Annotated in this window: 1 protein-coding gene; it reads left to right on the top strand. The window is 70.4% G+C overall.

The window, feature by feature from the left end:
• Nucleotides 1-69 precede the first annotated feature (69 nt).
• The gene (locus tag QH276_RS12335; protein WP_280406733.1) at nucleotides 70-16,530 is read left to right on the top strand and encodes a hypothetical protein; all 16,461 of its coding nucleotides are present in this window, start codon (nucleotides 70-72) and stop codon (nucleotides 16,528-16,530) included.
• Nucleotides 16,531-16,609 lie beyond the last annotated feature (79 nt).

Here is a 16,609-nt window from a genome sequence, read left to right as displayed (position 1 = left end):
GCCGACTACTTCCGCCAGCTCGGTGATTCGGCATACGGCACCGGCACCGAAATCGAATACACGAAACTGATGTATCTGTCGTCGCTGGGGCTGCTGGCGGCGGAACTCGCGGCGGCATTGATCTTCCCGCCCACCGCGCCGGCGGTTCAGGCCGCGGCCATCGCGGCCACGCGGTTCGCGGTGCGCCTGCTGTTGCAGCGCGTCCTGCAGACGATCATGCGCATCGCGAGCAATAAATTCGTCAGATTCATGCTGCGTCATATGGCCATCGATACGATCCTCGGCACTCTGCAGGAAGTCGGTATCCAGGGCTGGCAGATCGAGCAGGGGCATCGACCGGATTTCGATCTGGGGCAGATCGTGGTAACCACGGTGGCGTCCGCCGCCGGTGGCGCCGCCGCCGGGCCGCTGGGTGATGTGATCGGAAACAGGCTGGCCCGCGAAGGCGCCGGCGCGCTGCGCCAGACGTTCAACGGAGTCGTCACCGGCGCCGGTGCCGGGTTGGTCGGCGGGCTGGCCGGCACCGTCGCCGCCATCCCGACCCAATTCGCCGTGATCTGGGCACAGACCGGTGATTTCGATACGGCGATGGACCAGACGATGTCGTCGCTGCCGCAGCAGTTCGGGCCGCTGGCACTGGTTTCCGGTGCGACCAACGGGGCGTTCACCGGCGGTGCCAAGGGGGGTATGAACGCGCTGGCCGCCAAGAACGGGTGGGGGGTGCACAGCCAGAACTACCGCGACACCTGGGGCGACCGGACCTTCACGGACCGGATGAACGCGGTGATAGGCGGCACCGACTCGCGGACCGGCTTCTCGCCCGGTGCCGGATTGCCCGGTGGTACGGACGGTGCCGGCGCGGGTTCGGATGGTTCGCAGACCAGCAGCCCGGCGCGGACACCGGGCGGACCCGAAGTAAACGGATTCACCGGGGAGGGTGGCTCGTCGGCCGACGGTGGTTCCTCGACGGGCAGTGGCTCGTCGACGGACAGTAGCCGCCCGACCCACAGCAGTTCTTCGACGAACGGCAGTTCGCCGGCCGATAGTGGCTCGACAAGCGACAGTAACTCGGGCACGGACAACGGCGACCGCGGCAGTTCCCCGGCCGCCACCACCGGTGATTCGTCGAGTGCCGGCGACGGTGCGGGTCGCGGAGATTCCGAGCCCGGCTCGACCACCTCGGACGCGCCGGCGAATGACGGCGGCCAAGTTTCCCGCGGTGACGATTCCACGGATTCGGGCCAGGCCGGGGATTCGACCCACGGTGCCGATCGCTCCGAATCCGGTGCCGGTATCGCCGACCGGACCGAAAACGAGGAACCCGCCGGGCCGGTCGCGGATGCTACCCCGGATTCGTCGCGTGATCGGTCCGACAGCACTGATTCTGTTGCAGGGCAGACGGATAGCGACCGGGCCGATGGGCAGAGCGGGGGTCGTACGCCCGCTGACGGTGCCACCGCGACCACGGATCCCTCGACCGGCGACCGTACCGGCGGTGTCCCGGGCGCGATTGCCGGCGCTCCGGTCGCGGGTCCGGTCGCCGGCGCTCCCACACCGCCTGCGACCGCCGCCCCACCGGGTGTTCCCGGGGCCGCGCCCGCCTTGGGTTCCGCACCGGCCGCGCCCGGAGCCACCCCGGGTGGTTCCAGTCCCGCGGCGCCCGGCTCGTCGCCCGCACCGGGCAGCAGCAGTGATTCGCGGGCGCAGCCCGGTGCGCCGGGCGATGGACGTTCCGCGCCGGGCTCCGGCGAGGGAGCCGCGCGGTCGCGGCCCGGTGACCGTGCCGGTGCGGGCGATCGGGCGGGGGCCGCTGATCGGGCGGGTGCCGCTGATCGAGCCGGAGCGGGTGATCGGCGACCCTATCCGGGTACGGAGGGTATTCGCGCGGGCCGCACCGGTGTCCCCGTTGCGGATTCGAACGAGGCTCCGCGGGCGGACACCGGACAGGAACCCGGAACCCGCGTCCCCGGCGATGTCGGGGACGGCCGCATCGGGCCGGAGGATGTGCTCCCGCTGGTGGTACCCGGTGCCGATCCTGCGGACACCTCGACCACGCGCGAGGGCGGGTCACGCAGCCCGGCACGCGATCCGGAGTCCCGCGGCCCACGGCGCGACACCCGGTCGGATACCGATCCCGCCGGCAACCCGGACCGCACACCCGAGAACGCCGACGACAACCCCGACCCGGACGATCCCGACAACCTCGACCCCTCGCCGGACGATCCCGACGAGACCCGGACCCGGAATCCCGACGAGCCCGAAGGGACCACTGAACCGCGGGATCGCGGTGAATGCGCGCGCCTCACCTTGGCCCAGTTGCAAGAGGAGACCGGAAGCACACGCATCAGGCCGCCGGAAGACCCGGTCGGGCCGCGCGGTATGGACCGCTCCGATATCGAGGACGCGCTCGGCGGCAAGCTGTACGACTATCCGGCCCCGGATCAGACGCCGGGCCGGGAGCCCGAGGCGCGGCACAAGGCGGTCGCCGACGAACTGCTGCGGCAGGCTGCCCAGCTGCCACCCGAACTGGTGCTCGCCGGACGGGGCCCGCGCGCCTTCGTGATCGACAGTTACGCCGGTCCGGTCGACGAGCACGGGGTGGGCTCACACGCCTACTCGATGCGGGTGGTGGCCGATCCGCTCACCGGCGAGTACAAGATCGAGGTCTCCGATCCCACCGGGGCCCCGCCCACCCGCGGCTACCCGCCGGACGCACCGGCGGAGGTGCGCAAGGTTTCGGCGACGATCCTGGACGGGGCGGGCCGGGTGGTGCCGCCCTCCGGGCACGATGCGCGCGTCCGGCCGTCGGTCGAGGAGTATCTGCGGCACAACCAGGACGACTACCGGTCGAACCGGCAGGGCCGCCGGGAATCCGAGGCGCAGTACACGGCGCGGCGGGATGCGGAGAACGCCGATCTGCAATCGCTGCTGCAACGCCGGCGCGCCCAGGTGCTGCGGCTGGTGGCGGACGGTTTCGACGAGAACGGCCCGGCCGGACTCGGCGATCTGCTGCGCGACCGCGCCGACGAGGCCGACCGTACCGCCGAACAGCATCGCGCCACCGCCGACGACCGCTGGGACGAGGCGCGCCGCACCCCGAAAACGCGGACTTCCGACTGGCCGCGCGACGATGAGCAGACACCGTCGGACGACGAGCAGAACTCGCGCGATGAGGATGAGTCCGCGGGGCGCGATGAGGATGAGCCCGCGGGTCGCGACGAGGACGAGCCCGCGGGTCGCGACGAGGACGAGCCGTCGAATCGCGATGAGAACGAACCCGCGAGCCGCGACGAGGAGGAGTCGGTCCGGAACTCGGATGAACCTTCGGGTCGTGATGAGGATCGGTCTTCGAGTCGTGATGACCAGCCGTCGAGCCGCGACGATGATCAGCCCTCGTCGCGTGATGAGAACGAGCCGGCAGTTCGCGATGGGGATGCGCCGGCGGTTCACGATGGGGATGCGCCGGCGGTTCGTGATGAGGCCGAGCCGGCCGGTCGTGACGAGAACGAGTCCGCCGTCCGGGATGCGGACCGTCCGGCCGCTCGTGATGAGGACGAGGTACCTCCCCGCCTGGAGGGCGACGAGTCCCCGGAGCGTGCGGAGGAGCGGGGCGTGGGGGTTCGCCGGCCACCGGAGTCGGGCGTCGATGAGGGCCGGAATCGGCCTGCGGACGACGCTACTTCCGGGCGGCGGGAGGAACCGGGTGCGGCACCACGCGACGTCGGCGGGGACGATGCGGTCTACCGGGACTCCGAGGGCCGGCTGCATCACCGCAACGACCCCCCGAACACCTATCGCGACAAGGACTTTCGTCTCCGCGACGAGCATGGATGGGTGCCCGACCCGCTCAGCGGCAGCGGCTACCGGCACCGCGCGCAGTTGGGCGACGCCACACCGTATCTCCCCACCGACCCCGTCCTGGCCGGGCTGCTGGCGGAGGCTTCGGCGACGCGTCTCGAGCAGCAGGAGCAGCGTAACCTGCTCGCCGCCAACCTCGAAGCCCTCGCTGTGGAAGCGGGGCTGGTCGGTCGGGCCGATCTCACCGACCTGCGCTACCTCACCCCGAACAAGATCGAAGGGGAGATCGCTCGCGACGGGCAGCGGATTCTCGACGACGACAGTCTGAGCGAGGAGGATCGCCAGGAACAGCTCGCGATCCTGGACGATCTGCGTTTCCATGCCGAGGAATACCGGTTGCTGGTCCGGCAGGAGGTCGCCGCATCGCAGCGGCTCGGCGAACTGGGTGGGCTGGCCTACGCCCTGGATCCGGACCTGCATCCCGGTGCGGTCCAGCTGTCGCCGTTCGAGGGCGCGAGCAGCGCGAAGAACGTCGTCGATATCGCGGTCCTGGTACCCGGAACCGATGGTGCGCCGCCGAAACTGCTGGTGGTCGAAGCCAAGGGAGTGGGCTCGACGCTCGGCGGTTCCCGGCTCTCGGCGGCGCAACAGGGGTCGCCGGAGTATCTGCGCCGGACGCTCGCCATGGACAAGAACCTCGCTACCGTGCTCACCGAGAGTCCCGAACAGATGCGAGCCCGTGGGATCGATCCGGACAGCGACCAGGGGCGTGCGCTCAGCCGCGCCCGGGACCAACTGCTGGACGCTCATCGGGACGGCACTCTGCAGGTCGAGTACCACGAGGTGCGGACCGGTGCGCACGGCGATGTCACGGTGCGCCGGTTCGATCTCACCCGCGACGGCGAGCCGGTTCCGATCGATACGATCGGCGGTGTCGGCAACTCCCGTGCCGAAGGGTGGTTCGGTGACGATCCCGGCCGCTCCCGCGCCGCGGACTACCGGCATCACGCACAACCCGGGCCGGAGCAGCCGTACCGGACGGCCGACCGGGTCCTCGCCGAGCGGATGGCCGAGGCGGTGGCCCAGCGGGCCGAGCAGCGCGCCGAACATGCCCGCCTCGATGCCGACCGCGCGCGGCTGCGGGCGGAGCTGGGGCGGTTCACCCGCGAAGACCTCACCGAGATCCGCCATCGCAGTCCGCGGGCCGTGGGCGAGGAGATCGCGAAGCAGCAGCGACTGGTGCGCGACAACCCCGGCCTGAGTGAGAGCCTGCGCTCGGAGCAGTTGGCGGTACTCGACGCGCTGGGCGAACATGCCCGGCAATTCCACGCGCTGCGGCTGCGGGAAGTCGCCACCTCTCAGCATCTCGGCGAACTGGGCGGCCTCGCCTACGCGGTCGATCCGGATCTGCATCCCGGAGTCGTGCAGCTCACCCCACTCGAGGGGGACAGCACCGCAAGCAACGTTGTGGATGTCGCGGCCTTCGTCCCGGGTTCCGGGACGACGCCGCCGAAGCTGCTCGTGGTCGAAGCGAAGGGTGGCCGTTCACCGCTCGGCGGTTCGCGCACCGCGGACGCGCAACAGGGTTCCCCCGAGTACCTCCGGCGCACTTTGGCGATCGACCACAACCTCGCCAGGCTCCTCACCGAGACGCCCGCGCAGCTGCGTGCCCGCGGTATCGACCCCGACAGCGATACCGGCCGCGCGCTGCTCCGCGCCCGGGAGGAGCTGCTCACCGCGCATCGGGACGGGACGCTGCAGGTCGAGTACGTCGAGGTACGTACCACCGCCGAGGGCGATACCACCGTGCGGCGCTTCGATCTAGACCTCCCGGGGCGGCCGGTGCGGTTCGACGTCATCGGCGGTATCGACCGGAACTCCGGTGACGAAGGCGGACGCGACCGGGGACGCTTGCCGGGTGCGGGGAATAGCCGGCCGGCCGGAGCCGACCGTGTCCGATGGCCGGCCGCGGGTGCCGGCGAGACCCGCGCCGTGCCCCTCGCGGGGGATACCCAGCCGATCAGGAGGGTCGACGATACTCAGCCGATCCCGGTGGCCGGGGATCTACAGCCGGTGCCGGGAACCGATGAGCCGGGTCCCGCGCTGTCCACCGCGGACACCCAGGAGTTGCCGGTCATCGACGGGGGTCATCGGCCCTCGGCTACCGACCTGCTGGGCGCGCCGGACGACGACGGGTGGTCGGGCCTGTCCGCGGAGGAAGCCGGCAGACGGTTGCGCGACGAAGTGCGGGCGATCACCGGTAACCAGCGTTTCGAGGTTTTCGGGTTCGACCGGCCGGAACTGCATCCGGAGATGGCCCGCGAATACGCCCGGGCCCTGGTCGATATGTTCCGGGAACATCCCTCGGCGAGGTTGAATTCGGTGGGTTTCCGCGACGGGATGAAGGCCGGTGTTTTCGGCCATACCCGGTGGAAGCTCGTCGACGGTGTCCGGCAGGGCGATGCGATCGAGTTCAACGCCTTCATGGCCGGGGATCCCGCTGCTGTCCGTAGCCATGCCGACCACAACGCACGGACCGGATGGTTCCCGGATGCTGTGCGGCACCGTCCCGCCTACGCGCGGGCCGTCCACGAATTCGGCCATGTGCTCGACGCGGCCACCGACCACGCGGCGCGGCGCGAAGTCAGCGGTCATCTGCTGCGGGAGTTCTTCCAGCGGAATCCGGACGCCACGAGCCTCGACGAATATTTCGATTGGCTGCACGAGACGCTGAGCGGCTACAGCTTCCACCGCGGTGGCTTGCATCTGAACCCCGCCGAGGCCGTCGCCGAGGCTTTCCTCGCCGTGACGATGAGCCGGTTCGATACCGAGGGAACTGCGCCGCCGGACCCCGCGGGGCCTATCGGCCTCATCCACGACCTGCTCATGCGAACAGTCGACGAGAGCGCACCGTCCGAATTCGGCTGGTTCGGCATTCCGGAGCTGGGCAATCCCGGCGCGGCCACCCGCGTCATCGGCCTGCCCGATCCCAGTGGTTCGGACGCCGGCCGTGACGACGCCGCCGAGCCGGGCACACCGGCCGACCCGGACCCGGTGGACGCCGGAACCGCTTGGGCGAACGCCGAATACGACAGGTTGATCGAGCAACGGAACAACCAGGCACGCGAGGCCGAGTTCTGGCGTGGTAAGCGCGACGGCCGGGTGCACGGCTGGATGGGTATCAGCAGACCGGAAGAGGTTTTCGGCACCCGGGAGTCGCTGTCGCGCACGCTGGCGGAACTGCAGCACCGGGCGACCAGCCGGACCACTGATATCGCCCCGAGCGGCGACGGCGACGGATTCCGGCGGCACAGCGAACAACTGCCGCCGAACGAACGCGACCGCCGGTTGAACGAGCTGAGCCGGCTCGAAGCGGCGGCCCGCCAGGCCCTGGCCTATCGGGATGCGCTGGCCCGCACCGACCGGGAAATCGAGGTTCTGGAGAGCAGCGGTGCGGTCGAACGGCGGCCGCTGCAAGAGATCGGCCCGCTGCAGGATCGGCTCGCCGCACAGCGGGCGGGCGAGCTGGTCCGGGTCAAACCGCATCGGCACATCCGCAACGACCTGGCCGAGCAACTCGGGGTGGTCGCGGACGGAACCGTCGACGAGTCCGTCCTGACCCCGCAGCGCCTGAGCGAAACGATCGACGGGCTGCGCGAGGCGTTCCCGGAGCGAAGCGGCGATATCGACGCGCTCGCCGCCGCGGCCCGGGCAGTGAACGAGGCACACAACCGGATCGGCCGGATCCAGGACACCATGGCGCATCTGGCCGGTGCCGGACTCCGCGATATCGAGGCCGCGGGCGGACGGATGGCGACCGACCGGGTCGGGGTGATCGACGGGGAGGCGCCGCGGATCATCGTCTACGGTCCGCGGGAGCCGCTGGGGTATCTGCCCCGTTCCGGGGCGGACCATTACGACGCCGCACTCGACCACGCCCTGCATACCTCGGCCGAGGTGGTGCGGGCGATGATGAATCCGAACGCCACCATCGAATACCGCACCGTGCATTCCGGCCGGGTCGGCGACTGGCGGATCGAGCCGGGACCGGACGGGCCGCAGGTGGACCGGCGTGCGCCCGTACTGCCCGCGGACGACCCGGCCGCGTCGCGGGATACGGTGCGCTGGCGCGACCGGGACGGGATATGGCGGACGGTCGATCCGCAGCGGCCCGACTGGAAATACAAACACCAGGGCACGCCTACGGACGAGGGCGGCTTCAAAGAACGGGATCTGCCCGAAGGTATCAGCGCTTGGGCGGTGGACCGGGTGCAGGCGGCCGTCGTCGACACCTTCGCGGATCCGGCACCGGCCAAGCCGGGGGGCCCGCACCCCGACGGCGTGAACGCCGATCTGCTGCCGCATATCGTCGGTGGCGGCAAACCGGCTACCGGTAATTCCATACCCACCTACGAACTTCCGTTCGCGGATGCGGCGAGCAATCTCATGCGGGTGTTCCTCGAGATCGCCGCCCTTTCCGGCTGGACCTGGTACGGCGATCCGGATAATCCGACTCGGCTACGCCCGCGGTTCAAGGGGCATCCGTGGTTCCGTTCGACACCTCCGGAGGTGCAGCCGCTGGTTCCGTCGGCCGAGCCGCTCCGAGCGTCCGATAGAGCTCCGGAGCATGTGGCGGACCGGGACCGGCAGCGCCGCGAGGCGTGGGCACAGGTGCAGAGCTGGGCCGACGACCAGTACGACCGGTTCCGCGGCGACGACTCCGATATCGCGCGGATCGCGGACCTGCTGAGCAGCCGCCGGGAACAGGAAATCCACGACAATGCCCGCGAGATCGTCGAGCGGATCCGGCGCGAAGTACTGCCGCGCACGGCGGTCGACCCGCGTGGTGATATCGATGCGCAGCTCGTCGACCTGGGAGTCGCGATCGACCGGCTTCAGCAGGATCTGGGTTATCGTCTCGTCCCCGCCGACCCCGAGATCCGGCGCATCGCGCTCGAACAACTGCTCGACCAGCTGAGCGCCGGACGCGACGCCGACGACATACTGAACTCGACGCTGCTCCTGCCCCCGCCGGATCGACCGGCCGGAGACGACTCCGAAGTATCGGTCCCGTTCACGGATCTGGTGGGCGCCGCGGTACCGGAACTGACACCGGATGATGTGAGCGCCGTCAAGGACCTCCTGATGCGCCGCGCCGACGTGCTGATGGACGATCCGGTATCCGGTGCCGAGATCCGGCGCGGGCTGCCGCAACTACCGCATATCGCCGAAGCCTGGCAGCGGCTGATCGACGGTACGCCGCTCCCCGAGGATCTGCTGCTCATCCGCGATGCGTGGTCGTGGCACCGGATGCTGAACCACCTGAACGAGCAGACCGGATACCAGGCCACCTGGGAAGACGTCGTGGCGCTGGTCTCCCGAATGGATGGGCCGCACTGGGACGACCACCGGCCGCCCCTGACCGGTCCGCGCGCCGGGGTGCCCTATGCGCCGCCGGCCCGCGACCAGGTTCTGCCACCACGTTCGGAGGGTTCCGTGTCGTCGCGCGGTGGCACCGCCCCGGCGCCCGGGACCGAGGTGCCGGCACACCCCGCGGCGCCGGGCGAGCCGGTGGCCGGGGATCCGGCACCCAGCGATGCGGAGGCGGATGGCGTGCCGCCCGGCCGCACGCCGGACGAAGCGGACGACCCGGTCGAAAGCGCGCAGCCCCAGCGGGATACCGATGCGGCTTTCGACCGGATGGACGAAACTCTCGACCGGATTCAGCAGGTGGTGCGGGGCGAACCGGACCACGGCGACGACGACGGTGACGGCCCCGAGGCCGCAGGCGGCGTGGTTCCGGGCGGCCCCGGAGACGAGCCGCCCGCCGCGCCACCGCACGCTGTGGGCGAACCCGATGCGCCGGGCCCGGGTGAGTCCACCGCTCGACTGCGGGCGCAGCTTTCCGATACCCGCGCCGATCTGGAGCAGAACCGGGCCGACTACCTGCGTGGGCTGGCCGATGATCTCGAGGCCGGCGGCTCGCCGGATGCGGCCGCGTCCTACCGCGATCGCGCCACTCAGGCCGAGTGGAATGCGGGCCAGCATCGGGCCAACGCCGATATGTGGTGGGACGCCGCTGGTGGCCGGCCGCCGGGCCCGCCGCCCGGCGACGGACCCGACCCCGCGGGTGGCCCGCGTCCGGATCATCCGGGGTCGGAGCCGCCCGTGGCGCCGGGTGCCGCCGAGGTCCTGGGGGAGCCGGAACGGCCACGAGGTTCGGAGGGCCCGTACACCGCCGCCGCCGAGCGGACCGACCAGATCCGGGAAACGCTGGCGGCCGCACCGGCGGGACTGTGGGCCGATCAAACGCTGCGGGCCAACGATATCCGGATCGATTACGACCGGGACCGGGCACCCGGCTACGATCCGGCCCGCCGGACGCTCGTGCTCGACCCGGATCCGGAGTTGTCCGACGGCGTCCAGATCGCGGCCATCGTGCACGCGGCGATCCACGTCGAAACCGAGAACTATCGCGCCGGCGATCCGGGCCTGCAGCGCGCGATACACAATTCGCAGCAGGACTACCTCGACCACATCCTCGATGTAGAGGCCCGGGCGCACGCGCTGGAGATCATCGCCGTTCTCCAGTTGCGCGCCGCGGGACACGATATTCCCGAACTGGCACTGGAACGGGTCTACGTCGATGCCTTCCGGGCGGAGCACGAGCGCACGGCCGGGCGTGCCCCCGAGGACCGTGACGCGCTCGCCAATATCGCCGGTCTCGACGCTCTGCGCCCGCTGATCGGCGACCATCCGGTCAGCCCCGGCCAGTCCTATGCCGAATACCACGCTGCGGTCTGGGATGCCCAATGGGGCATCCCGTCCTTTGCCGATATCGTGCGGGCCGCCCAGGCCAGTGGAGAGGTGGGCCGCACGGAAATTCCGACCTCCGGCACCACCCGGGTCGAACGTATCCGGTATGAGGACGGGCGAGAGCTGATCCGCAAGGACTTCACCGGCGGCGACCCCGATGCGGCGGTCCGCGAGTATCTCGCCGCGGTGGCCGGTGCCGCACTCGGCGCGCCGGTGGCCCGCACCGTGCCGGGTGAGCCGGGGGTGATCTATCAGGAGGTCCGGGAGGGTACCCCGGCCGGACGCAAGTACGCGCCCAGCCGGGGCGCCCCGGAGAGTTTCGGCTACGCCGGCACCCCGGCCGGGCGGGCGCTGGGTCTGCTCGACGTGGTGGCCGGCAATTCTGCTCGTGGCGCGGTGGATTGGTTGTCCACGCCGAACCGGCAACCGGTCGGATTCAGGAATCGGACAGCATTCACCGATGACGATGTAGTACCCGGCGATATCGGTCCGTTCTCCGGCCACCTGTTGCAGCGTGCCCCGGACGGGAGCATCGAATACCGGGACAACGGGATGACCCGGTCCGCCGTCGATGCGTATATCGAACGATTCGCCCGGGTGCGGCAGCAGTTCGTCGACGCGGGCCGTGGGGACTGGCACGATCTGGCGATGCGGCGGCTGGGTGAACTGCGCGAGCACGCGTTACCGCCGGTACGGGGTGAGGGGGAGCCGGAACAGCGGCCCGGAGAGGACGAATACCAGGTCGTCGACCGGTACACCAACCGGTACGGGGGCGCGGACCGGCTCAACGGTGTCCATGCGACGGTCGATACCGAGGGCGCGCTGCGACTCCAGGTCAAGGCGGGGGAAGGAACACTCAACGGCCGGGGCATGTTCCAGGAGGCCATGCGCCGCCTCGGCCATCTGGTGACCGAAGTGCGCGGCGAATGGTACGGGTCGGGTGAATTGCGCTCCAACCTGGATACGTTCAACCGGCTGCTCGCCGAGAACCCGGAGATGTCCCACGAGGAGGCAGCGGCCCGTACCTTTACCGGCAAGATGGCCCGCGAGCACGGGTTCACCCAGGTGGTGGTCGATCCGGCCGATCTGGTCGGCTCGCGCGGCGACTACGACGACGTAGTGGTGCGCTTCCTGCGACCCGAACCCGCGGCAGTGGATCCGCCGGGCCGGGACGACAGTCCCGAATTCCCCGGCGAACCCGGCGTGGCGAACCCGCGGGCGGGCCTGGACGAACCGGGCGACGGACAGCGGCCGGACCACGCGGCACCGGCGGAGGACCGGGCGGAACCGGATAGTGATCCGGTGGACGGCGAATGGTCCACGATGGGGCTCGACGAGATCGTGGCCACCTTGCGGGAGCGGTATTCGTTCCGGGAGATCACCGGTTTCACCGACCCGGACGATCCGGATGTTCCGCCATTGGATCTGCCGCTGGTGCGCGAGGTCGCCCGGGCGATCGATCTGATGATGTCGCAGTTCCCGATGCTCGATATCCGGCAGCTGCAGATCGGGCCGATCACCGAACGCGATCACGTACGTGGTCTGGCCTTCTACGATTTCGACCCGGACGATATCGGCCGCTACTTCACCGACAGGGTCACGCTCAACGAGCGGCTGCTACGCAATCCGGCCGAGTTCTACGAATCGCGGCGACGCAGCGAAGATACCGAGTTCTCGCCCCGTAACTCGGCGGCCCGCCCGGCATTTGCGACCACGATCCACGAACTGGGACACGGGCTGGACTTCGCGGGCAGTATGCGGGCCCGCGGGGCAGTCGAAGAGCTGCTGATCGAGTACTACACCGAGTCGACCGGTGGTTTCGATCCCGATCACTTCAGCGTGTGGCTGAATCAGCTCAGCGGTTACAGCTTCACCGGTCGCGGCGATCTGAACACCACCGAGGTGCTGGCCGATGCGGTCCTCGATGTCGTACTCAACGGCAGAAATGCGTCCGAACCGGCACGCGTCGTGTACAGCGCGTTGTTGCGCGAGGCGATCGACAACTACTACGACACCTTCGATACCGGCGCCGGGCTGACGCGGCCGGCCGATCTGGGGATCGGGCCGGGGCTCGGTGGACGGGATACGCCGGGGCCGGGTATACCGCAGGACGCGGACAGCGGCACCACGCCGGCAGATGCGCTCCCCGGTGACGAAGAGTCCGAGGCGGGCGCCGGCACGAGCGTGCCGGATTCGCCCGCGGATGCGTTGGATTCGATCCGGGGTGAGACCGACCCGGTCGATGGCTGGCGCTATGCCCCCGCCGATCCGGCGAGCTCGGAAATACGGGAAATACTGGCCCGCAGTGCGGCCGGCCGGCACGCACTGGCGGTGTTGCGGGATGCGGGCGCCTCGGTCCGGTTCGAACCGCCCGGTGGGGAGGAAACCGGCGATTCTTTCGACCCGCGGACGATGGATGTCTACATCCGGTCCGCGGAGCGCGACCAGATCGCGCAGGCGGCGGCCGTGGTGCGGGCCGCGGCGCTGATCGAATCCGTGGTCGGCGGACAGGTCGAGGTGACACCGTCCCGGGTGCGTGCACTGGATCGGGATGCCCATGTGGCCGCGTGGAACCGGGCCGAGGCCGAGGCGCTGGCCCGGCAGGCCGAATTCCACCGGGATCTGCGGGATACCGGTTTAGCGCCGTTCGGCGGTCCGCATGCCGATGCAGTGGACGTGGTCCGGCAGCAAACGCTGGAATCGGCGTATCTGGATGCCTACGATGCGGCCGTCCGGGCTGCCACCGACGGCGAATCGGGCCGCGTACTGCCCACCGAGGCGCCGGATATCCGGGCGGCCGAGGTGGACCGGGCGACCGCCCGGCGCGACGAAGCGGCCGCCGCGCTCGCCGATGCCGTGGCCCGCCGTGACGCTCTGATGGACACGTTGCCGGTGAGCACCGCCGAGGTGGATGATCCGGCAGCGCTGGAGCGTGCGGTCGAGCGGCTGTTGAACCGGACGATGCGGGTGGGCGAACTGAGCGCCTACTCCGACCGGGTGGCGGCGCTACGCGAGTCCGCCGAGGCGGTGTTCGGTATGCGGCACGAACTCGCGCGCGCCGAATCCGAGCTGCGGACCGTGGCCGGCGAGAAATCGCGGGCGGGGGCACTCGATCCGCGGGCCGATGCCGCGGAGCTGCACCGGTTGGCGCGGGCCGCGGGGGTCACCGCGCTGCTGGGCCACCCGCACTTCGGCGCCCCGGGCCGCGAAACGGCCGCCGCGGATTGGGTTGCCCAGCACGATATCCGGCCGCCCGACGGGATGACCGAGTACATTCCGCGCTCCCCGGCGCAAGCGCGCGAGGTGGAGCGGTTGCTGCGGCGGGCGGCGGCCGGCCGGCGCGAGCTGGTTCGGACGGATTCCGATCGGCAACGGGTTTTCCAGCGGATCCAAGGCCATTTCGCGGAACACCGGCGCGTACACGGGGTCGAATTCACCGAGCCCGGCGGTACCCGCCAGGAGATCAGCGATCTGCTCACCGAACGGGCCCGGCACCTCCAGGACACCCGGGCCCAGGACGATATTCGTCTGCTCGCCGAACTCACCACGCGGCAGCAGCAACTGGAGGAAGCCCGTAACCGGGTCATCGACGAGCTCGCGGAACTGGTCAACCGCGCCCGGCCGGGCGAATCCGGCACGGCTGCCGGTCTGCGAGTGCATGATGACGGCACCGGCCGGCTCTTCGTCTTCCCGCGCGCCGCGGAAGATCATCCGGCACGACCCGCCGGCGAGGCACCACCGGCCGGCAACGAACCATCGGGCACCCGATCCACCCTCGCGTCCGATACGTCGCGGGTCGCTACCGATGCCGACGGGCCGCCGGTGGATCTGCCCACCCGTGCCCGCACGCTCCGCACCGAGGCCGAGAAGGCTCTCCGCAGCATCGATAGCAACCGCGCCGAGTGGACCCGGCAGACCTTGGAGCGGCACCGGGTCGAGGTGCGCTTCAGCTCCGAGCCCGACGCCACAGCGCAGCACAGCGCGGGTAACCGGACCCGGCTGGGTGATGCCCTGGGCTACGACCCGGCCACCCGGACGGTGATCCTCGACAGCGCCGACGACGCGGCCCAGCACGCGCGCGACCTCGTCTTCGCCGCCCGCATGGCCGAGCTGACGGCTGCCGGCGACCCCCTGCTGGAGCGCACCACCCTGACCCACGACCAGTACTTGTCGCTGATGCTGGACCGGGCGGCCGATGCCTACGCCCTGTCGTTCCGGACGATGGTCAACGGGATGGGCTACGTGGAACACCGCTCCGGTGATCCGCTGGCCCGGGCCTATACCGATGCCTTCACCGATGCGTACAAGATTGTGCGCAAAGCCTTTTCCGGGCATGCCGAGGTGCATACGCAGAATGCGGCGCATCGGGCGGCATTCCGGGCGGTGCGGGCACAACTCGACACGCTGGGTCCCGTGACCGGCCCCGGCGGCCTCGCGGCGCGCTTCGCGGCATCCTGGGACCGGGGACAAGGGCTGACGGGTGACGGTGCCCATATCGCGGATCCACGCCGTGGCCGCACCCTCGAAGGTCCCGCCGCACTCGCTGAGCGGGCGCGCTGGCTGGCGCTGGAGATCGAAGGGTTCCGGCAGGTACGGGAGACCGGCCGGCAGATAGTGCCGGTGGGCCCGGTAGAGGAGGCGTACAACACCGCCCACGAGCGGGCGCTGCACCGCGCCGAGCGGGCCCGGCAGCGCGATCCCGGCGCGGAGGATCCGCAGGCGGTCGCCCGGCAGGCCGGTCGGGAGGCCGTGCACCGCTTCCTGGAGCGCCGGGGAGCCGAGCGGACCGAGATCCTGATGGATGCCGTCCGGGCCGCCGACGAAGTGCACGACCCGAAGTGGGGCAATCCCATGCCCGAGCTGAGCCGGGATACGAGTAACCGGCCGGATCTCACCGACCCCGATCTGCCCCGGCGGTTGCTCGATGCCGAGATAGCGAAGAGGGCCGCGGCGGACGAGCGCGGAGTGCCGGAACGACTCACCGACCGGATTGTGCGGTACCCGGCGAGCGCGAAGAACAGGTGGCAGCCGGGGCTGTCGATTGCCGCACCACGCGGTGAACATATGGATGCCCTGCGTGAACTGGCGCTCACCGACCCGGCCTTTACGAACGTCCTCTGGGACGGCAGCCATGGCCTCGAGTACCTCGAACCGAAGATCGGGCCCGACGGCGACCCCTACCTGAGCTGGGTGCGCCACGCGGACGCCGAGGGCGTCGACCGCCTGCCCAACCGGCAAGAGGCCACTATTCTGCTGCTCGATCATTACCTCCGCTACCGGCAGGAGGGCCGGGTCCGCCTCGGATTCGACGAGTGGCTGGCGCAATTGGGCCCGGAGGCACGGGTCACGAAGGAGTACCAGAAGAACCACCGGCGGCCCGGAGCCGTCGGCGAGCTGCGCCCGGACTTCGTGACCGAGGTCTACCAGCGCTTCGTGGATGCGGAAACGCCGGTAACCGAGCCACATCCGGCGGCGCTGGTCCAGCGCATGTACACCCGGCAGTTCGCAATCACGAACTCGGAGTTCAGCAGCTATACGCACATGGCGGCCCGGCCGCAGCCCGTGTACTTCCGTGGCGGCTTCCTGGGCCTGTCCGTGGTGCCGGACGGGCGGGGCGGCTGGCAGGTGCCCCAGCCGACCGGGGACGGTAGTGCCACGGATGTGCTCGCTCAGTATTTCCGGGGGATGACCGCCGCTGGCCAGGAGGCCCTCGCCCGCCGGATTTCCCGCATCCTGAACGACCCCCGCGCGGAGCTGAGTCCGGAGGCCAGACCGCGTGGTCCTATCGGCCGGATGTTGGGGTGGCGACCGTGCGGCGCCGGGCCCGCCGGCCCGCCCCCCGGCCGGGGCGGGGGCGGGCCCCACCACCCCGAGCAACTGCAACATCAGGTCGAGCAGGGACTGGCTGGTCCGTGACGAATTCAACGCGACCGTCCGCTCGCCGACCCCACCCGGCGCGAGCGCGCTCTCCAGCAACGACAGCGCGGCATTGACC

Origin of the sequence: Nocardia carnea (assembly GCF_029869215.1) — a bacterium.
In the GTDB taxonomy this organism is placed as follows: Bacteria; Actinomycetota; Actinomycetes; order Mycobacteriales; family Mycobacteriaceae; genus Nocardia; species Nocardia carnea_B.
Note: the sequence above shows the minus strand (reverse complement) of the source record. Positions and strands in the feature narration are given on the sequence as shown.